Below are 18,612 nucleotides of genomic sequence, written 5' to 3'. Positions count from 1 at the left end.
GCCTATACGCTGCATTGGCGAGTGGTACTCGCCCTGCAGGTCAAAACAGTCGAATCAAGCGCTACGTCGGGCCAGCATACCGCCAAGCAAGCCTGTCAGGCAGCCGGTGAGCAAGCCGCCGACATGCGCACCGTTGGCAATAGCACCCACACCCAGCGTTTCGAAGATGCCGGTCATGCAGACCACCAGCCAGATCAGCATCATCACCAGCACGCCGGGCGGCAGACGATACGCAGCGTTAGGCGCCAGACGCTGGTAGATCCAGCAATGCCCGAGCAGGCCATAGAGCACGCCAGACAGGCCGCCGAACAACGAGGGGCCGGCCCACCAGTATTGGGCGAAATTCGACGCAAGGCCGAACAACAGGGTGAGCCCCAGCAAACCAACGGCGCCCTGGCGAAACTCGATACGCCGCCCCAACTCCCAGTACCACAGGCTGTTCATCGCCAGATGCAGCCAGCCAAAGTGGATCAGCATCGGAGTGATCAGCCTCCACCACTGGCCGCTTTGCAGCGTGGCGTCCAGGTAATTGAGGTAGATGTTGCCGCCATCGATACGGTAGTCGACGAAGCTGAGCCAACGAATCGCGGCGTGGTTCTCGCCGGCCAGGGTCACGGCGAAGACGATGAAAGTCGCCAGCAGCACCAGCGCCGTGACCGGGCTGCGGCGCAACTGAGTGAAGAAGCTGTCGCGCACAGGCGCAACGCTTGCCGGCAATTCTGCGCCGACGTCGCCCTGCGGGTGACTGGCATAGAGTTCGCGCACCTGCTCGGCCAGTTCCTGCCCCGGCACCCAGAGCACCTGCTCACCGCCCTCTTCCGCCACCCGGTGCGGTACGCGCAAGCGCTGCAGCAGCGCGACGAAGCCGCTCAAATCGGTATCCAGCGGCAAGCGCAATACCACTACTGCCGTCATCGTGGTGCCTCCTGCGGATCGACATCGACCCAGACGAATTTACCCGCATCAAGACGTGTTTCCTGATCCAGACGATAAGCAACCAAACGGCCACCGACCACCGCACTGTAATCCAGGCAGGCCAGGTTGGGCCTGATCGGCGCGGGCTTGCCGCGCCGCCAGTAGTGCCCGACGAATAACAGCGGCTCGTGCGCGCCATACCTCAGCAGCTCGTCTTTCTGCAGTTCGGTCAACGGCGTCTGCGCCGCCAGCTCTGGCAAGGCATCAGGCTGGAACACGATATCGCCGTAGGTTTGCGGGTTTTCTTCCCAGAACTTGGTGCGAAAGAAGGAACGCGTGAAGCCGTCGCCACCAGTCAAGGTCAGACCATGCGGCAGGCGCATGTCGGTACCACGCAGCAGGCGATCCAGCGCCATATTGGCGAAGCTGCCAGGTACGGCAGCCGCCTGAAGGAAATGCTCGTCGATGCAGCCGTCGGGAAACTGTGCCTTGAGCGGCGTGATCAGCTCGGCATCCCAGCAGGCGTGCACGACTCGAAAACGTCCGGCGTCGATGAACAGCGGCATCTCGTAGAACCACCGGAGGAATTCACGCCACTCCTGCGGATGGCTCTCGAACTGCGCCAATGTCTCGCGCATCAGCCGTTGGTGGCGCGGGCTGTGCTCGCGTACGTACTGACGACCACTACCCGGCGGTGCCGGCGTACTCCAGCCCAGCGCGTTGAATTCGTGGTTACCCATGATGCACAGCGCCTGACCGGTACGCACCATGTCATGCACCAGGTGCAGGGCCTCGCGAATGCCAGGGCCGCGGTCCACCAGGTCGCCGAGGAAAATCACCATGCGCGTCGGGTGGCGCCACACGCCACTCTGCAGGCTGTAACCGAGGCGTTCGAGCAGGCGTTCGAGGGTGCGCGCACAACCGTGGATATCACCGATCAGGTCATAGCCACGATGGGGGTCGAGGGACATTCAGTCCTGTCCTCCCAGGCGGCTGCCCCAACCCAGTTTGGTACGGCAGACCTCGTAATAGTTGTGATCCAGCGGATGGATCAGACGCAGCTTCTGCGCCTTCTTGGCCACGTGCAGGGTGTCGCCCGGCGCGCAGGTGAAGTGGTTCTGGCCATCGCAGGACACCTGCGGGTAGATGGTCATGTCTGGCGACACCACCACTTTCAACTCGCTGTGGCCATCGACCACGATGGGCCGACTGGACAGCGTATGCGGGTACATCGGCACCACCACGATCGCGTCGAGCTTGGGATGCATGATCGGCCCGCCTGCGGACAACGCGTAGGCCGTCGAGCCGGTGGGCGTGGCGACGATCAGGCCATCGGCCTTCTGGCTGCAGACGAACTGGCCGTCGATATATAGCTCGAACTCGATCATCCGCGTCGACTTGCCGGGGTGCAGCACCACATCGTTGAGCGCATCGCCCTGACCGATGGCCTCACCCTGGCGGCGCACCTCGACTTCCAGCAGGAAGCGGTTTTCAGTGAGGTACTGGCCTTCGAGCACCTGCGCCACCTTGAGCTCCAGCTCATCGGGGCGAATGTCGGTGAGAAAGCCCAGGCTGCCGCGGTTGATCCCCAGCACCGGTACCTTGTGCCGCGCCAGGGCTCGGGCAGCGCCGAGCATGCTGCCGTCGCCACCGACGACGATCACCAGGTCACAGACCTCGCCAAGCATCTTGCGCGAGGAGGTCTGCAGGCCATGCCCTGGCAGCACGTCGGCAATGGTGTCCTCGAGGATCACATGCAGGTGACGGTCGATCAGAAAACGCTTGAGTCGGCGCACGGTTTCCAGAACCCGCGTGCTGCCCAGGCGCCCGATGATGCCGACATTGCGAAATTGCTCCATGGGACTCCCGCCAGACAGATAAGAAACGATGAGGGATTATCGGCCAAAGGCCTGGGCCGCAGCAAACCGAGGCTGTTACTGCGCTATGCTCGGGGTCATGACCCCTGCTGACTCGCTGCATGACCTTCTGCAGAGCCTGCGCACCCCTGCCGTGCGCGACCTGGCCTGGGCGCTGTGTGCGCCTCCCTTGCTCGGTGAGACCACGAAAACCCAGCGTCATCCGCTACAGGCCAGTTACTGGTCACACCAGCCGCAGCTGATGGCAGACTGGCTTGCGCTGCAGGACAGGGATCCCAGCGCCATTCACACCTGGCTGGCGGCAAAACCGGTGCGCCGCCTCGGCCTCTATTACGAACGCCTGTGGCAGTTTGCCCTGCACGCTGCGCCTGATGTCGAGGTGATCGCCGCCAACCTGCCGATCCGCCAGGGCGGCCAGACCCTGGGCGAGCTGGACTTGTTGCTGCGCGACGACGAAGGCGAACATCATCTGGAGCTGGCGGTGAAGTTCTACCTGGGCACGCAGGGCAGCGAGGCAGCAGATTGGCTGGGCCCCGGCAGCCATGATCGTCTCGATCTGAAACTCGGCCACCTCGCGCAGCACCAACTGCCCCTGTCATCACGCCGCGAGGCACGCGGAACCTTGAACGAACTGCAGTTAGCCGAGCCTCGATCCGCCTTCTGGCTTGGCGGCTACCTGTTCTACCCCTGGCCCGATGCCTGCCCGCCACCTCGCGGCGCCACGCTCGAACACTGTCGGGGCAGCTGGTTACGCCAGCGCGACTGGGCTGATTTCGCCGCAACGCAAACGCACACCCGCTGGCAACCACTGCCGAGGCTGGCCTGGCTGGCACCGGCGTGGGTAAGTGCCGACGGGATCTGGCCCGCCGCAAAGTTCCAGCAATGGCTGAGTACGCTGAGGCCCGAGGCCAACGCGCAGTTGCTGGTAAGGCTGGAAGCAGATGATGCCGGGGACTGGCGGGAAATCGAGCGGGTCTTTCTGGTCAACGATCACTGGCCAGTGCAGTCATAGCCCAGGCCATCGGCCAGCTGCAGGCGTCGAACCGCTCAACGACTGCGCTCGGTTCGACCACCGGAACGCGCCAGGTACCCCGCACCGCTTTCGCACAGCAGCGCATCACGCTGCACGCCCGGCAAGGCATCCAGACCACCGCGCAAGGCGTAAACGCTGTAACCCAGTTGCGCCAGGAGAAACACGGCGCTGCCACTGCGTTTGCCGCTGTCGCAGTAGCAGAGGTAGGTGCGTGAACGCTCCAGCAGGCGCGCCTTGAGGCGCAACAACTGCAGCGGCATATGCAACGCCTGAGGGGCGTGCGCCTTCTCGTACTCCTCCTGCAACCGCACATCCAGCCACTGCGCGCCTTGCGCAAGCAGCCTGGCGGCCTCGCCCAGCGACACTTCGGCCACCACTGGCGCCTTGAGCAGGGCGAAGAAATCCTGGCGATCGAGGCGCAGCACGCTACCGGCTTCGACCATGGTTACCGTGGCATTGCGCGGCCGATCGGCAAGCAGCGCTTCCTCGCCGAAACAGGCGCCTACCTCGAGCTCCGCCAACACCTGATGATTGCTGCCGGCACGGCGAATCACTTCAGCGCGGCCACTTTCCAGGAAATAACAGCAATCACCGCTGGCGCCCTCCTCGAGAACCTGGCTGCCTGCAGCAAGCTCGACCCGCTGCAGGCGCGCCAGCATGTTCTGCACATTAGCGGGCGGCACCTTGGCAAACAGCGGGTTTTCCAACAGCCGCTCCAGCCATTCCATATCGGCGCCAGCCTGCTGCAGCGCCAGCAACAGGTCCTGATGCGCCAGGCGCCAGGTCAGCAGACGATCCAGCGTAGCGCTGTCGATCATCAGCACACTGACATCGGTCAAGGCGCGGGCGTCATGCAGCCGTGGCAAGCTCGGCGACAACGGATGGCAGCTGATCTCGCTACCGGCTTGCAGGGTCTGCGTACGCCCCTCGGCATCCTGCAACTGCAGCTCACCAGCCAGCAGATAGCAGGTCAGCCGAGCCTGGTCGCCCTGGCGAAACAGCAGCTGCCCGGCCAGCAGGGGCTGCGGTACCAACTGGCTGCGCAACTCCCGCCACTGCTGCTCGGAAAGCACATTGAGCGGGGTCAGGCTGCGCAGCTGTTCGGGGGTAAGGGGTTCGCTCATGAGGATTTCCAGGCTCCGCTGGTCAGACCTGAGTGTAGTCGGCACTGGCGCCCATCAACACCCGACGACCTTGCAAGCCGCCAGTATGAATGAAGATCAGCCGAGTGCCGCGTGCGAATAGGCCACGCTCGCAGAAATCGCGCAACGCCATGAGCGCCTTGCCGGTATACACAGGCTCCAGCGGCAGAGCGCAGGCCTGTTCGGTGTGCAGGATGAATTGGCGTAACGGCTCATCGAGCCGCGCAAAACCGCCGCGCGCGGCTTCGATCAGTTGGTAGCTGCGCCCCGACACCCCGGCCTCGTCGAGCAGCGCGGCGACCTGGCTGGCAACCCCGTGATCGCCGGGCACCGCCTGCGCAGCGAAAACCTTGCGCCGCGGCTCACCCAGCAGCAGACCGGCCATGGTGGTTCCCGTCCCAGCCGCCAACCACCAGGCATCGAAATCAGCCCAGCCGATATCGGCCAACTGCGCCTCGGCCATCTGCACCAGCGCGCAGCAACCTCGGGCGCCCTGAAGCCCCAGACCACCCTCGCCCACCACCTGAAAATCCGGATACCGGTTCAGCCAGGGCGTCCAGAAATCCGCCTGATGACGCGCGCGATAGCCGCCATAACCCAACCAGTGCAGCTGCATGCCCATGCGCTGCAGGTCGTCGATGGTGGGCGTCCGTTGCGGCTCCCCCCGCAGTAGGCCGATGCTGGCGAAGCCAAACCGCTGGCCCGCCGCGGCCAGCGCATGCAGGTGATTGGAGTGTGCACCACCCAGACTGATCAGGCCCTGCGCACCAGCGGCAACGGCCTGCTCGACATAGGGCGCGAGCTTGAACCACTTGTTGCCGGAAACCAGCGGATCGACCAGGTCCAGACGCAGGCAGGCAAGCTCGACGCCGGCAGCGTCGAGCCAGGGAAGCGTGAAGGTTTGCAGCGGCGCCTGAGGGCGCCAGTGCGCAATCCGTACCGCCAAACGTCAGCCGACAGTACGCAGGCGGCTACTCGTCTTGTGCCGCGCACAGCAATTCGAATCACCCAGCGTGAAGCGACTGGGCGTATCGACGCGATCGATGGGAATGGCGCAGCGCTCGCCACTGGGCAGGGTGGCATCACAACTGGGCTGCTGATAATGCGCCAGCCAGTGACGGTATTGCTCTTCGGAAACGAAGCACTTGCCAGCGGCGTAGGCCATGGGGCTGTCCTGGTAACGGGCAACGTCCTGCAGCGGAATGGTCAGGTGCCCGGCGCCAGGATGGTACACCACGAACACCACGCCGAGTTTGGCCAGGCGCTCCAGCACCTGATCACCGCCCTGACTGGCGAAGGCGTCACGTTCACGCTTGAGACGCTCGATTTCCGCCTGCCGCTGAGCATCCAGCTCGTTGCGATAGGCCAGTTCGACATCACGTACATCGATCTGCTCCTTGTACTCCGCCACCGCGGCCGCGATCTTCGCGCGCATTTCGCCCTCGAACTGCGCACGCAGAATATCGCCCTCGGTACGCCCATGGCGCTCGAGCGCACGCAGCTGCTGCGTCATCTCCTCGCGGCTGCTCTGAAAGCTTTCTGCCTGCGCGCTCAGTTGCGCCTTGAGATTGGCATTGAGCTCTTCCTGCTGACGCAGGGCCTGGTGCAACCCATGCAGCTGGGCCTGCAGGTTCTTGCTCTGCTCCTCACTGGCCAACTTGAGCTTGGCCAGCTCTTGCTCATGCTGCTGGGTCAGGCTGGTAATGCGCAGGCGTTGCTGCTGAATCAGTTGCGCGGTCTTGGCGCGGTGTTCCTGGTCCATCTTCTGGGCCAACTGATCGGCCACTTCCTTGGCCGGATCTGGCGCATACCATTTGTCTTCCGAAGCCACCTGCAAACGCTCGGCGACCACCGCCTGGGCACTGTCGTCCTCGATGAGCAAGCCGAGTTGGTTGCGCTTGGCGGCATCACGCAGCAGCACCAGATCATTCTGCCCCGGCGCCAGACTGGGGTCCCACAGATGCATCTGGTGCCAGGACACCGGGCACTGGCTACGACAGGCCAGGCGAATCGGCCCGGCGCCGAGGTCGGGGCCTCGACCGGCACGTTCGGCCAGGTGTTGCAGCGGAATGTTCCAGCCCTTGTCGGGACGACCGTCCTCGTCGAAATCCAGAAAGAAGAACACCGCAGCCCTGACCAGCAGGCGCGGATTGATCACCACGAACACCGCGCGCATCTGCTCGTCCGCAAACTCAGGCATGTTCACCACACCGTCGAGCAACGCCTCGAACTCGGGGAACATCATCTGTTTGCAGATACCGCGTTCACTGAAGAACATCACGGCTTCCACCATCTGCGGCTTGTTCTGCATGCTCATTTAGGACCCTCTGGACCAACCGGGGAGTACGCGCGCACGTAGTCGCGTGCCGGAGCAGTGAATGCGCTGACACGAAATATCGTCCCTGACACGTCTGGCAAGTCTAGGGGAAAACCGAACCAGAGCAATGTGACTGGGTTGGCAGTCAGTCCGCGAGCCGGGCCGGAAAGATCACAGCTAGTAGCAAAATGTGACGAGAGCGCAGCATCGCCTCCTTTGCCAGGCGCCGGCGGCCGAAAATCTCTCGACCGATTCAGCCCCCATGCAGCCAGCCAATCGGCGGATTCTTGCCATTTACCCCAGGCAGACAAGCAACTTTCCGCCGACGCGAAGCCGCGAGCGATCAGTCGCCAGGCTCTAGGGCAGCGGTCTGACAACCTGGCACGTCATCTGCTCGGGCCGAATGAGCTCGCACAGCCGTCGCGCGGGCCGGACTGATAAAAAAGACAAGAGGTCAGCCATGTTCTGCCATCGTTTGCCCATCCTGCCTCTCACCTCGGCCCGCCGAAGAAGACCATCAACGCAACGCTGACACCGCCTTAGCCAAACAAAATAACAACAATGGAGAATTCCCATGCGCTTAGCCAAGTCTCTTGGCCTGCTCGCTGCTGCCGCAATCCTGGCCACCAGCCCCAACGCTCACGCCAATCCAACCTCGATCAACATCCTCACGGGCGGCACCAGTGGCGTCTATTACCCGCTGGGCATGAGCCTGTCCGAGCTATACAGCGAGAACATCGCGGGCTCCAGCACCAGCGTGCGCGCCACCAAGGCGTCGGTGGAGAACCTCAACCTGCTGCAGATCGCCCGCGGCCAGCTGGCTTTCGCGCTGGGTGACTCGGTAGCCGATGCCTGGAAAGGCGACGAAGAGGCCGGTTTCAGAGCCCCTCGTGACCGATTGCGGGCCATCGCCGGGATTTATCCCAACTACATCCAGATCGTTGCCAGCCAGGCATCGGGAATCAACAGTCTGGAAGATCTACGCGGCAAGCGCATTTCCGTCGGGGCGCCACGCTCGGGCACCGAGCTCAACGCCAGGGCGATCTTCAAGGCCGCCGGCCTGAGCTACAGCGACATGGGGCATGTCGAATTCAAGCCCTACGCCGAATCGGTAAACTTGATCGAAAAGGGCCAGCTGGACGCCACCCTGCAATCGGCCGGCCTGGGCATGGCAGCGATTCGTGAGCTGGCCGAACGCGTACCGGTCAACTTCGTCGCCATTCCAGAGCAAGTGGTGTCGCGCATCGGCAGCAGCGCCTATCAGTCAGGCACCATCCCGGCCGGCACCTACAAAGGCCAGACCAGTGACGTGACGACAGCGACCATCACCAACGTTCTGGTCAGCCAGACCAGCGTCTCCGACGATATCGCCTACCAGATGACCAAACTGCTCTTCGAAAACCTCGATCGCCTGGCCGAAGCACACCCGGCCGCCAAGGCCATCAGGCTGGAACGGGCGATCAATGGCCTGCCAATTCCGCTGCATCCTGGCGCGGAGCGCTTCTACCGAGAAGTGGGCGTTCTCAAGTAACGCCTGACTCAGCCCTTGACGGCGGCGAGAAAGGGCGCCAGGCGCTGCGCCATCTCGGCGCCAAGCGCCTGCAAGCCGCTCAGCGGGCGCACCATCACCTCGAATTCGACGATGCGCCCCGACTCGTCGAAGCGGATCATGTCGATGCCCTTCAATTCGCGCCCGCCGACCCGCGCGGAGAACTCCAGCACCACATTGAGACCGTCGGTGCTGGCCAGTTCGCGGTGATAGGCGAAGTCTTCGAACACCTTGAGCACAGTATTGAGGATCAGGTTGACCACCTGCGCCCCCGGATAAGGCGTATGTGCCATGGGAGAACGGAACAGCGCCTGCGGATGCAGCAGCTCGGGCAAGGCGCTCAGGTCCTTGGCGGCGACGAACTGGTGCCAGCGCGCCAGAGTGGCTGCGGCTGCAGGGTTGAGCTGGGCGTCGAGTGACATCGGCTTCTCCTTGTTATTTTCAGGCCAGATAGCCAACGCCCCGCACTGGGCGGGGCGCTGTTCCGATCAGAGTTCGGCCGCCAGGCGCGAGCCCTGGTTGATGGCCCGCTTGGCATCCAGCTCGGCGGCGACATCCGCGCCGCCGACCAGATGCACGCGCTGGCCTGCGCTTTCCAGACCGTCCTGCAACTCACGCAGCGGATCCTGGCCGGCGCAGACAATCACGGTATCAACCGGCAGCACCTGCTCCTCGCCACCGGCGATGCGAATATGCAGACCCGCATCGTCAATCTGCAGGTACTCGACGCTGTTGAGCATCTGCACGTTCTTGTTCTTCAGGCCCGCACGGTGAATCCAGCCGGTGGTCTTGCCCAGGCCATCGCCGACCTTGGATTTCTTGCGCTGCAGCAGGAACACCTGACGCGCTGCCGGGTGCGGATGGGCCTTAATGCCCGCCACGCCACCACGGGCCTCGAGCGCGGGGTCGATGCCCCACTCCTTCCAGAACTCGTCACGGTCGAGGCTGGTGGCCGTGCCCTGATGAGTGATGAACTCGGAGACATCGAAACCGATGCCGCCAGCGCCGATCACCGCCACGTTCTGACCGACCGGCTTGCGTTCAAGAATGGCGTCCAGATAACCAATCACCTTTGCATGCTCGATACCCGGAATCTCCGGGGTACGCGGGGCGATGCCGGTGGCCAGAATGATCTCGTCGAAGCCGCCCTTGACCAGGTCGTCCACCGAAACACGGGTGTTCAGGCGTACATCGACGCCGGTGGTTTCCAGCTTGCGCTTGAAATAGCGCAGGGTCTCGAAGAACTCTTCCTTGCCCGGCACGCGCTTGGCCACGTTGAACTGGCCACCGATCTCGCTGGCCGAATCGAACAGCGTCACGCTGTGGCCGCGCTCGGCAGCGACGGTGGAGGCAGCCAGGCCAGCCGGGCCGGCACCGACCACGGCGATCTTCTTCACCTGCGTGGTGGGGATGTAGTTCAGCTCCGTCTCGTGGCAGGCACGCGGGTTGACCAGGCAGCTGGTCAGCTTGCCACCGAAGGTGTGATCCAGGCAGGCCTGGTTGCAGCCGATGCAGGTGTTGATTTCGTCCGCGCGGCCCTCGGCGGCCTTGTTGACGAAGTCCGGGTCAGCGAGGAACGGACGCGCCATCGAGACCATGTCGGCATCGCCCTCGGCCAGCACCTGCTCGGCGACTTCCGGGGTGTTGATGCGGTTGGTGGTGATCAGCGGGATCGACACCTTGCCCTTGAGCTTGGCGGTGACCTTGGTGAAGGCCGCGCGCGGTACCTTGGTGGCGATGGTCGGAATGCGCGCCTCGTGCCAGCCGATACCGGTGTTGATGATCGTCGCCCCGGCCTGCTCGATGGCCTTGGCCAGCAGCACGATCTCATCCCAGGCGCTGCCGCCCTCGACCAGATCGAGCATCGACAGACGATAGATGATGATGAAATTCGGCCCGACCGCCTCACGCACGCGGCGGACGATCTCCACCGGCAGGCGCATGCGATTCTCGAAGCTGCCGCCCCAGCGGTCGCTGCGATGGTTGGTGTGGGTCACCAGGAACTGGTTGATGAAGTAGCCTTCCGAGCCCATCACCTCGACACCGTCGTAGCCGGCCTGCTGGGCCAGCGACGCGCAATTGACGAAATCGGCGATCTGCTTCTCGATACCCTCCTCGTCCAGCTCACGCGGCTTGAACGGGTTGATCGGCGCCTGGATGGCGCTCGGCGCCACGGACTTGGGGCTGTAGGCATAACGCCCGGCATGCAGAATCTGCATGCAGATCTTGCCACCGGCCTCGTGCACGGCCTGGGTGACGACCTTGTGCTTCTCGGCCTCTTCCAGCGTGCTCAGCTTGGCCGCGCCGGCATAGACACCGCCCTCCTCGTTCGGACCGATACCGCCGGTAACCATCAAGCCAGCGCCGCCCCGGGCTCGCTCGGCGAAATAGGCCGCCATGCGCTCGAAGCCGCCCGTTTTTTCTTCCAGCCCCGTGTGCATCGAACCCATCAGGGTGCGGTTCTTCAGCGTGGTGAAGCCCAGATCGAGCGGGGCCAGCAGGTGCGGGTAACGAGCAGTCATGGAATTCTCCACATCGCGGTGCAGTTCACGGATCGCCGCGGTCTCATGGGCACGCGGTCGGTTATGGAGCCAGACGATAAAGAGGCCAAACGACAGGCTCAATGATCAAATCTGACAAGATAATGATCAAAATTAACAGCCTTGCTTGGCTTCGGGCTTCGTCCGACCTACCCTGAACAGACCAACCAGCGAAAGACACCCATGCGTCGATTGATCAACCTTTGCCTCGCCTGCCTGCTGCTCGGCAGCCTCACGGCCTATGCCTACTGGTGCGGGCAGCGACCGCAAGTCCCCTACCTGTCGGACCTGCGCAGCCATCTGGCCCTCAATCAGGGTAGTCCCGGCGCGGACGGCAACCTGCTGGGCATTCAGCCTGAACTGGTCACCAGCGACTATCAGAGCCTGGAGCGCCTGCACCTGAAGCTGTCGGCCTACCTCGACCTGGCCCGCGACCTGGGCCTGCTCAATCCGCGCACCGTGGTGGTGTTGCCCGAACATATCGGCACCTGGCTGTTCGCCATCGGCGAGAAGGATGAGCTGTATCAGGCTCGCGACCGCCAGCACGCCCTGCAATGGTCAGCGGCGAGCAACCCCCTGGATTTTCTCCCGGCGCTGCTCACGGCCGAAGGCGACGCTCACCTGCAGGACGCCCTGCTGCGCACCAAGGCCAAGCGTATGGCGCATGACTACCAGCAGCTGTTCGGCGGCCTGGCACGTGACTATGCCGTGACCCTGGTGGCCGGCTCCATCGTCTTGCCGGAACCACGCCTGGAGCATGGCCAGCTGCAGGTCGCCAGCGGCCCGCTATACAACGCCAGCCTGGTCTTCGACCGCTCCGGCAAACCACTAGGGCAACCACAGCGCCAGGCTTTCAGCGCCGCCACGGCCAGCAGCCTGGCGCCAGATACACCGCAGGCCGTCGACACACCGGCAGGCCGCCTGGGCATAGTGCTCGGCGGCGATACCCGACACATAGCCACTCACGACCAGCAGTCCATCGAGCTGCTGGTCATGCCCAGCGATATCGACAACAAGCCAGACGCCTCCGAGTTCGCTGCGCACCTGCAAGCCCAGGGCATCCGCGCAGCGCTGCAAGTCCACGCGCGCGGGCGCCTGTGGGAACGCAGCGGGCAGGCGCCAGCTCTGGCCTTCTCGGCCGGACAGGTCAGCCTGGGCGACAGCAGCCGTGGCGCGCAACTGATCAATCTGTGGTTATGAAAGCCTCACGCGTTCGCCTGGGCGATCTCTCCGTCGGTTTCACCCAGGCGCTGGCAGCCGCGCTGAGCGCACATGGCCATGATCCACGACCCTTGCTACAGCAGTTCGGCCTCGACGCCACGCGCCTGAGCGAAGCGCGCGCACGCCTGTCGATCCCACGCTTCATGCGCCTCGGCCACAGCGCCATCGCGCTGTGCGGCGAACCTGCGCTGGGCCTGGACATGGGTCGTCACAGCCACCCGAACCAGATCGGCCTGGCCGGCGTCTGCGCCATGCAAGCGCCCGACCTGCGTGAAGCGGCGCGCACGCTGACGCGCTTCGAGCCGCTCTACGCCGCCAACTACCGCGGCCGCTCGAGCTTCGATGAGGACCCGCGCGGCGCCTGGCTGCACTTCTATTCCATCAGCCCGTACAACGCCTACAACCGCTTCGTGGTGGATTCAGTGCTAGCTGGCTGGCAGGTCAATCTGGCCCATGTGGCCGGCCACGCCATCAACCTGGAAAGGGTCGAAATCGAATTTCCGGCACCGCAATACGGCGAGCGCTACGAAAGCCTTTTTGGCTGCCCGGTGGAGTTCGCCGCCAGCGCCAATCGCTTGCGCCTGAGCAACGAAACCCTGGCTCTGCGCAATCCGCACCACTGCCCCGGGACCTGGCGCCACCTGCTGGAGCTGTGCGAGCGTGAGCTGGAGCAATTGACTCGCACCCGCAGCCTGCGTGAACGAGTGATCCAGCTACTCGGACCGCTGCTGCACGGCCACGAACCGGATCTGGAGGAAGTGGCCCGGCATCTGCACCTGCCGAGCTGGACGCTGCGGCGCAAGCTCGCCGAAGAAGGCACGCAGTTTCGCACCATCCTCAACGATACCCGCCGCGACCTGGCTACGGCCTACATTCGTGATACCGAGCTGGCCTTCGGCGAGATCGCCTATCTGCTCGGTTTTGCCTCGGCCGAAGCCTTCCAGCGCGCGTTCAAGCGCTGGCTCGGGCAAACGCCCGGTGACTATCGCCGCGCTCAGCGCAGGGCCACTGGCGACGCTCAGAGCTCGGTGGCGTCATCCGATTCGGTCACGTCCTGATCGAAGGCATCGCGCTCGAGCAATTCTTCCTGGTAGTCATCCATCTGCGTTCTCCTGGATCATTTATCTGCTCATTAGCAAGCTACTTTGCCTGCATGAAGACAAGATGACGGAACGCCGCAGGGGCGCTCGACCGGACAGAAGGCAATAAAAAACCCGTCGATCTTGCGATCGACGGGTTTCGTATATGGCGCAGCGGACGGGACTCGAACCCGCGACCCCCGGCGTGACAGGCCGGTATTCTAACCGACTGAACTACCGCTGCGTGTCGGTTGGACTTTCGTCCATAAAACTCTTGAAGCTCTGTAGCGTCTGATGGCGCCCTTGCGGGTTTTGCCATCTCAAACCGACGAAACGTCGATCTGGGAAATAATGGCGCAGCGGACGGGACTCGAACCCGCGACCCCCGGCGTGACAGGCCGGTATTCTAACCGACTGAACTACCGCTGCGCGTCGGTGGACTTTCGTCCTTCTCACTAGGCTATGGTGGGTGATGACGGGATCGAACCGCCGACCCTCTGCTTGTAAGGCAGATGCTCTCCCGGCTGAGCTAATCACCCGTGTGCCTTAGCGAGGCGCGCACTTTATGCAGGCGGCGACGCTAAGTCAACACCCTGCTTGAATTTTTTCTGAAAAAAGCACGCCGTTCTCAGTCCATCTCGCCGCACAGCTCGGCCGCTCTCAACAGGGCCGCGGTCAGGCTATGGCGCTCCCAATCGGCCAAAGCGGCAAAACGCTGGTTGAATTCCGGCGGCATCAGCGAGGGCGCCTGCTGAATCAGCTCGCGCCCAGCATCGCTGATCAACAGCCACTGACGCCGGCGATCCTGATCATCGCGCTGGCGCTGCAGCAGGCCATGCTCTTCGAGACGGTCGAGTAGACCGGAGAGCGTCGCAGCGGTAAGGCTGACACGACTGCTGAGCACGCTGGCGGTCATCCGCGTTTCGGTGGCCAGCACTTGCAGCACCATCAACTGCACGGGCGTGAGCCCGCCAAAACGGGCCAGGCGCTTGGCATGCACCTCACCTGCCTGCTGCAAACGGCGCAAGGCCTGGAACAATGGCATTTCAACGGCCATGACAGATGACAAATCTATTTCATCAGGAACTTTTTTATCACTCACAAGCACCAACCCACATTACCCAAAACTTTGACATGAAAGCATTTTCTTGTTTTGGTGTAAAAGGTTCGGCTGAGCCGAACCCCATCCCCAACGGCAATACCGGTAAGGAATTATGTGCGGAATAGCTGGAGAACTACGTTTTGATCGACGCCCCGCGGACCTGGCGGCAGTCGAGCGCATCACCCACCACCTCGCCCCTCGCGGCCCCGATGCTCATGGCTTTCATAGCCAGGGCCCCATCGCCCTGGGCCATCGCCGCCTGAAGATCATGGATCTGGCCGAAGCCTCGGGCCAGCCAATGATCGATAGCGATCTCGGCCTGTCGATGGTGTTCAACGGCGCCATCTACAACTACCCCGAACTGCGCGCCGAGCTGGAGGCGCTGGGTTATCGCTTCTTCTCCGGCGGTGACACCGAGGTGCTGCTCAAGGGCTATCACGCCTGGGGTGAAAAGCTGCTGCCCAAGCTCAACGGCATGTTCGCCTTCGCCGTCTGGGAGCGTGACAAGCAAAGCCTGTTCATTGCCCGTGACCGTCTCGGCGTAAAACCCCTCTATCTGTCGCGCACTGGCGAGCGCCTGCGCTTCGCCTCGTCGCTGCCCGCCCTGTTGCAGGGTGGCGACATCGCCAAGACGCTGGATGCCGTCGCGCTCAACCACTACCTGAATTTCCATGCCGTGGTGCCGGCGCCGCGCACCATCCTGGCGGGCGTGGAAAAGCTGCCGCCGGCCACCTGGATGCGCGTCGACGCCGACGGCAAGGTCGAGCAACAGACCTGGTGGACGCTGCAGTTCGGCCCGCAAGGCGAGGAAGTGAACTACGGCTTCGAAGAATGGTGTGACCGCACGCTGGAAACCATGCGCGAGGCGGTGGAAATTCGTCAGCGCGCGGCCGTGGATGTTGGCGTGCTGCTCTCCGGCGGTGTCGATTCGAGCATGCTGGTCGGCCTGCTGCGCGAGGCGGGCGTAGAAAACCTGCTGACCTTCTCCATCGGTTTCCAGGACGCCGGCGGCGAACGCGGCGACGAATTCCAGTATTCGGACCTGATCGCCCAGCGCTTCGCCACCCGCCACCATCAGTTGCGCATCGGCGAGCACGAAATCCTCGACCAGCTGCCGCAGGCCTTCCGCGCCATGAGCGAGCCGATGGTCAGCCACGACTGCATCGCCTTCTACCTGCTCTCGCGTGAAGTCGCCAAGCATTGCAAGGTGGTGCAGAGCGGCCAGGGCGCCGACGAGCTGTTCGCCGGTTACCACTGGTACCCGCAGGTCGACGGCGCCAAGGATGCCTTCGCCGCCTACCGCGCCGCCTTCTTCGACCGCGAGCACGACGAATACGCGGCCTGCGTACAACCGGCCTGGCTGACCGGCGACATGGCCGGCGAGTTCGTCCGCGAACACTTCGCCATGCCCGGCGCCAGTGCCGCAGTGGACAAGGCGCTGCGCCTGGACAGCACGGTGATGCTGGTCGACGACCCGGTCAAACGGGTGGACAACATGACCATGGCCTGGGGCCTGGAGGCGCGCACGCCATTCCTCGACTACCGCGTGGCGGAGCTGTCGGCGCGCATCCCGGCGCAGTTCAAGCTGCCCGAAGGCGGCAAGTACGTGCTCAAGGAAGCGGCGCGCAAGGTCATCCCCAGCGAGGTGATCGACCGGCCCAAGGGCTACTTCCCGGTACCGGGCCTCAAGCACCTGGAAGGCGCCACCCTCGGCTGGGTGCGCGATCTGCTGCTCGACCCCAGCCAGGATCGCGGCCTGTTCAACCCGACCATGCTCGACCAATTGCTGACCAACCCGCAGAGCCAGCTCACCCCGCTGCGCGGCTCCAAGCTGTGGCAACTGGCGGCGCTCAACCTGTGGCTGAGCGAACAGGGTCTGTAACGGTAAAGGAGCGGCTTCAGCCACCAAGTTCGGTGGTCAAGCCGCTCCCGAGCGTTCAATGCACGGTCGTCGCCCGGATGTCATCCGGGGTTGTCGCGACTCAACACTCGATCCGGCTCAGACCGGACGTAGCGATCAAGGACAACTCATGCGCTCCCCTGCCTTCAAACAACGCCTGATCCGCGGCCAGACGCCCTCCTACGAGCGCCTGCAGGCACGCCTGGCCGAAGATCACACCAGCGAGCCGAGCCAGCCGCAGGCCATCCACTGCGGCTGGGGTCGACTGCTGGTCGGCCACACGTACCCGGACGCCACTGCGCTGGCCGAGTCCCTGCTCGATGAGCAGCCCGGCGAGCGCGACATCGCCCTGTACGTCGCGGCGCCGCATCAGGTGCTGGCCCACGCGCCGCAGCAGCTGTTCCTCGACCCCTCCGACACCCTGCGCCTGTGGTTCACCGATTATCGCCCGGCGCGCCGCAGCTTTCGCGGTTTTCGTATTCGCCGTGCGCAAAACGATGCCGATTGGCAGGCGATCAACTGCCTGTACCAGACCCGCAACATGCTGCCGATCGACCCGGCCAAGCTCACCCCTTACAACGAAGGCGGGCCGACCTACTGGCTGGCCGAAGACGAGGACAGCGGCGCGGTGATCGGCAGCGTCATGGGCCTCAACCATCAGCGCGCCTTCCGTGACCCGGAAAACGGCAGCAGCCTCTGGTGCCTGGCGGTCGACCCGCAGTGCAGTCGCCCAGGCGTCGGTGAAGTGCTGGTGCGCCACCTGATCGAACACGGCATGAGCCGTGGCCTGAGCTACCTCGACCTGTCGGTGCTGCACGACAACAAGCAGGCCAAGAAGCTCTACGCCAAACTGGGCTTTCGCGAGCTGCAGACCTTCAGCCTCAAGCGCAAGAACGGCATCAACCAGCCGCTGTTCCTCGGCCCCGGGCCGCAGGCCGAACTCAACCCCTACGCACGCATCATCGTCGACGAAGCACTGCGCCGTGGCATCGAAGTGCAGGTCGATGACGCCGAAGCCGGGCTGTTCACCCTGAGCAACGGCGGTCGCCGCATCCGCTGCCGCGAGTCGCTGTGCGACCTGACCAGCGCGGTAAGTATGACCCTGTGCCAGGACAAGCGCCTGACCCATCGCGCCCTGTCGCGCGCCGAGCTCAGCGTGCCGGCCCAGCGCCTGGCGGGCAGCGCCGAAGACAACGCAGCATTTCTCGCCGAGCACGGCTCGGTGGTGGTCAAGCCGGTCGATGGCGAGCAGGGCCAGGGCGTCGCCGTGGACCTGCGCACCCCCGGCGAGGTGCAACAAGCCATCGAGCGCGCCAGCGTGTTCGACCAACGCGTACTGCTGGAAAGCTTTCACGAAGGCCACGACCTGCGTGTACTGGTGATCGGCTTTGAAGTGGTGGCGGCCGCCATCCGCCGCCCCGCCGAGATCATCGGCGACGGCCGCCACAGCATCGGCGAACTGATCGACGCGCAGAGCCGCCGTCGCCAGGCCGCCACCGGTGGCGAGAGCCGCATTCCCAAGGACGCCGAAACCCTGCGCACCTTGCACGGTGCCGGCCTCGACTACGACAGCGTGCTGCCGGCTGGCGAGCGCCTGGCGGTGCGCAAGACCGCCAACCTGCACACCGGCGGCACCCTGGAAGACGTCACCGCGATCCTCCACCCGACGCTGCGCGACGCAGCCATCAAGGCCGCACGCGCGCTGGACATTCCGGTGGTCGGCCTCGACCTGCTGGTACCGGCCGCCGACCAGCCCGAGTACGTGTTCATCGAGGCCAACGAGCGCGCCGGCCTGGCCAACCATGAACCGCAGCCGACCGCCGAGCGCTTCGTCGACCTGCTGTTCCCGCTGAGTCAGGCCAACGGCTGACTGCAGCAGCACCTGCGTCCGCACCTGCCGAGAACCTGACGGCAGGTGCCGATCCGGGCGCTACACC

The 18,612-nt window shown here is 64.1% G+C and carries 15 protein-coding genes and 3 tRNA genes; 6 read left to right on the top strand and 12 right to left on the bottom strand.

Annotated features, from left to right (window positions below):
• Nucleotides 1–54: 54 nt before the first annotated feature.
• Genes ACN8M7_RS13320 through ACN8M7_RS13310 form a run of 3 tightly spaced genes read right to left on the bottom strand, consistent with a single transcriptional unit; the run spans nucleotide 55 to nucleotide 2,774 of the window.
• A complete protein-coding gene (locus ACN8M7_RS13320) occupies nucleotides 55–915 on the bottom strand; it encodes a rhomboid family intramembrane serine protease (RefSeq protein ID WP_490261063.1) in 861 nt (286 codons plus the stop codon).
• The gene (locus ACN8M7_RS13315; RefSeq protein ID WP_490261062.1) at nucleotides 912–1,886 is read right to left on the bottom strand and encodes a metallophosphoesterase; all 975 of its coding nucleotides are present in this window, start codon (nucleotides 1,884–1,886) and stop codon (nucleotides 912–914) included. The genes ACN8M7_RS13320 and ACN8M7_RS13315 overlap by 4 nt, the downstream gene beginning before the upstream one ends.
• Complete coding sequence (locus ACN8M7_RS13310; RefSeq protein ID WP_061238064.1) at nucleotides 1,887–2,774, bottom strand: NAD(+) kinase; 888 nt, start codon at nucleotides 2,772–2,774, stop codon at nucleotides 1,887–1,889.
• A gap of 97 nt (nucleotides 2,775–2,871) precedes the next feature.
• Between ACN8M7_RS13310 and ACN8M7_RS13305 the strand changes: the two genes are divergently transcribed.
• The gene (locus tag ACN8M7_RS13305; protein WP_490261061.1) at nucleotides 2,872–3,804 is read left to right on the top strand and encodes a DUF1853 family protein; all 933 of its coding nucleotides are present in this window, start codon (nucleotides 2,872–2,874) and stop codon (nucleotides 3,802–3,804) included.
• A gap of 35 nt (nucleotides 3,805–3,839) precedes the next feature.
• Here the strand turns inward: ACN8M7_RS13305 and ACN8M7_RS13300 are convergent, their stop codons facing one another.
• The 3 genes from ACN8M7_RS13300 to ACN8M7_RS13290 are packed head-to-tail and all read right to left on the bottom strand — an operon-like array spanning nucleotide 3,840 to nucleotide 7,284.
• Nucleotides 3,840–4,949 (bottom strand): cyclic nucleotide-binding domain-containing protein, encoded by a 1,110-nt coding sequence (locus tag ACN8M7_RS13300; RefSeq protein WP_490261060.1) that lies wholly within the window; start codon nucleotides 4,947–4,949, stop codon nucleotides 3,840–3,842.
• A 22-nt stretch (nucleotides 4,950–4,971) separates the two neighbouring features.
• Nucleotides 4,972–5,913: a 1-aminocyclopropane-1-carboxylate deaminase/D-cysteine desulfhydrase gene (locus ACN8M7_RS13295; RefSeq protein ID WP_490261059.1), complete on the bottom strand. Its 942-nt coding sequence runs from the start codon at nucleotides 5,911–5,913 to the stop codon at nucleotides 4,972–4,974.
• A gap of 3 nt (nucleotides 5,914–5,916) precedes the next feature.
• Complete coding sequence (locus tag ACN8M7_RS13290) at nucleotides 5,917–7,284, bottom strand: chromosome partitioning protein ParA (protein ID WP_490261058.1); 1,368 nt, start codon at nucleotides 7,282–7,284, stop codon at nucleotides 5,917–5,919.
• Nucleotides 7,285–7,858: 574 nt separating this feature from the next.
• Here ACN8M7_RS13290 and ACN8M7_RS13285 point away from each other — a divergent pair.
• Entirely contained in the window at nucleotides 7,859–8,815 is a 957-nt protein-coding gene (locus tag ACN8M7_RS13285; RefSeq protein ID WP_490261057.1) for a TAXI family TRAP transporter solute-binding subunit, read from the top strand.
• Nucleotides 8,816–8,823: 8 nt separating this feature from the next.
• Here the strand turns inward: ACN8M7_RS13285 and ACN8M7_RS13280 are convergent, their stop codons facing one another.
• A complete protein-coding gene (locus ACN8M7_RS13280; protein WP_490261056.1) occupies nucleotides 8,824–9,255 on the bottom strand; it encodes a nuclear transport factor 2 family protein in 432 nt (143 codons plus the stop codon).
• Between the two features lie 66 nt (nucleotides 9,256–9,321).
• Nucleotides 9,322–11,355 carry an oxidoreductase gene (locus ACN8M7_RS13275; RefSeq protein WP_490261055.1) on the bottom strand — a complete coding sequence of 678 codons (2,034 nt, stop codon included), beginning with the start codon at nucleotides 11,353–11,355 and terminating at the stop codon, nucleotides 9,322–9,324.
• Between the two features lie 201 nt (nucleotides 11,356–11,556).
• Between ACN8M7_RS13275 and ACN8M7_RS13270 the strand changes: the two genes are divergently transcribed.
• Nucleotides 11,557–12,573: a carbon-nitrogen hydrolase family protein gene (locus tag ACN8M7_RS13270; RefSeq protein WP_490261054.1), complete on the top strand. Its 1,017-nt coding sequence runs from the start codon at nucleotides 11,557–11,559 to the stop codon at nucleotides 12,571–12,573.
• Nucleotides 12,570–13,652 carry an AraC family transcriptional regulator gene (locus ACN8M7_RS13265; RefSeq protein WP_490261053.1) on the top strand — a complete coding sequence of 361 codons (1,083 nt, stop codon included), beginning with the start codon at nucleotides 12,570–12,572 and terminating at the stop codon, nucleotides 13,650–13,652. The genes ACN8M7_RS13270 and ACN8M7_RS13265 overlap by 4 nt, the downstream gene beginning before the upstream one ends.
• Nucleotides 13,653–13,840: 188 nt before the next feature.
• Here ACN8M7_RS13265 and ACN8M7_RS13260 read toward each other — a convergent pair.
• The 4 genes from ACN8M7_RS13260 to ACN8M7_RS13245 form a co-directional block, all read right to left on the bottom strand.
• Nucleotides 13,841–13,917: transfer RNA gene (locus ACN8M7_RS13260), tRNA-Asp, on the bottom strand.
• A 108-nt stretch (nucleotides 13,918–14,025) separates the two neighbouring features.
• Nucleotides 14,026–14,102: transfer RNA gene (locus ACN8M7_RS13255), tRNA-Asp, on the bottom strand.
• Nucleotides 14,103–14,136: 34 nt separating this feature from the next.
• Nucleotides 14,137–14,212, bottom strand: a tRNA-Val gene (locus ACN8M7_RS13250).
• An 89-nt stretch (nucleotides 14,213–14,301) separates the two neighbouring features.
• Entirely contained in the window at nucleotides 14,302–14,730 is a 429-nt protein-coding gene (locus ACN8M7_RS13245) for a MarR family winged helix-turn-helix transcriptional regulator (RefSeq protein ID WP_394326846.1), read from the bottom strand.
• Nucleotides 14,731–14,887: 157 nt separating this feature from the next.
• Here ACN8M7_RS13245 and ACN8M7_RS13240 point away from each other — a divergent pair, with 157 nt between their 5' ends.
• Together ACN8M7_RS13240 and ngg are read left to right on the top strand one after the other, a co-directional pair.
• Nucleotides 14,888–16,657, top strand: coding sequence for an N-acetylglutaminylglutamine amidotransferase (locus ACN8M7_RS13240; protein WP_490261052.1), 1,770 nt, complete (start codon nucleotides 14,888–14,890; stop codon nucleotides 16,655–16,657).
• Nucleotides 16,658–16,805: 148 nt separating this feature from the next.
• The gene (ngg, locus tag ACN8M7_RS13235; RefSeq protein ID WP_061238074.1) at nucleotides 16,806–18,545 is read left to right on the top strand and encodes an N-acetylglutaminylglutamine synthetase; all 1,740 of its coding nucleotides are present in this window, start codon (nucleotides 16,806–16,808) and stop codon (nucleotides 18,543–18,545) included.
• The last annotated feature ends 67 nt before the right edge of the window (nucleotides 18,546–18,612 follow it).

Source organism: Pseudomonas spartinae, assembly GCF_965197125.1.
Taxonomy (GTDB): Bacteria; Pseudomonadota; Gammaproteobacteria; order Pseudomonadales; family Pseudomonadaceae; genus Aquipseudomonas; species Aquipseudomonas composti_A.
The sequence above is the reverse complement of the archived record's forward strand: the minus strand, read 5'-3'. Positions and strand labels throughout refer to the sequence as shown.

Coding starts and splice junctions, on each gene's coding strand:
- ACN8M7_RS13245 (WP_394326846.1), bottom strand. CDS start 14,730: ATGGCCGTTGAAATGCCATTGTTCCAGGCCTTGCGCCGTTTGCAGCAG.
- ngg (WP_061238074.1), top strand. CDS start 16,806: ATGCGCTCCCCTGCCTTCAAACAACGCCTGATCCGCGGCCAGACGCCC.
- ACN8M7_RS13305 (WP_490261061.1), top strand. CDS start 2,872: ATGACCCCTGCTGACTCGCTGCATGACCTTCTGCAGAGCCTGCGCACC.
- ACN8M7_RS13270 (WP_490261054.1), top strand. CDS start 11,557: ATGCGTCGATTGATCAACCTTTGCCTCGCCTGCCTGCTGCTCGGCAGC.
- ACN8M7_RS13320 (WP_490261063.1), bottom strand. CDS start 915: ATGACGGCAGTAGTGGTATTGCGCTTGCCGCTGGATACCGATTTGAGC.
- ACN8M7_RS13315 (WP_490261062.1), bottom strand. CDS start 1,886: ATGTCCCTCGACCCCCATCGTGGCTATGACCTGATCGGTGATATCCAC.
- ACN8M7_RS13275 (WP_490261055.1), bottom strand. CDS start 11,355: ATGACTGCTCGTTACCCGCACCTGCTGGCCCCGCTCGATCTGGGCTTC.
- ACN8M7_RS13290 (WP_490261058.1), bottom strand. CDS start 7,284: ATGAGCATGCAGAACAAGCCGCAGATGGTGGAAGCCGTGATGTTCTTC.
- ACN8M7_RS13240 (WP_490261052.1), top strand. CDS start 14,888: ATGTGCGGAATAGCTGGAGAACTACGTTTTGATCGACGCCCCGCGGAC.
- ACN8M7_RS13265 (WP_490261053.1), top strand. CDS start 12,570: ATGAAAGCCTCACGCGTTCGCCTGGGCGATCTCTCCGTCGGTTTCACC.
- ACN8M7_RS13310 (WP_061238064.1), bottom strand. CDS start 2,774: ATGGAGCAATTTCGCAATGTCGGCATCATCGGGCGCCTGGGCAGCACG.
- ACN8M7_RS13285 (WP_490261057.1), top strand. CDS start 7,859: ATGCGCTTAGCCAAGTCTCTTGGCCTGCTCGCTGCTGCCGCAATCCTG.
- ACN8M7_RS13300 (WP_490261060.1), bottom strand. CDS start 4,949: ATGAGCGAACCCCTTACCCCCGAACAGCTGCGCAGCCTGACCCCGCTC.
- ACN8M7_RS13280 (WP_490261056.1), bottom strand. CDS start 9,255: ATGTCACTCGACGCCCAGCTCAACCCTGCAGCCGCAGCCACTCTGGCG.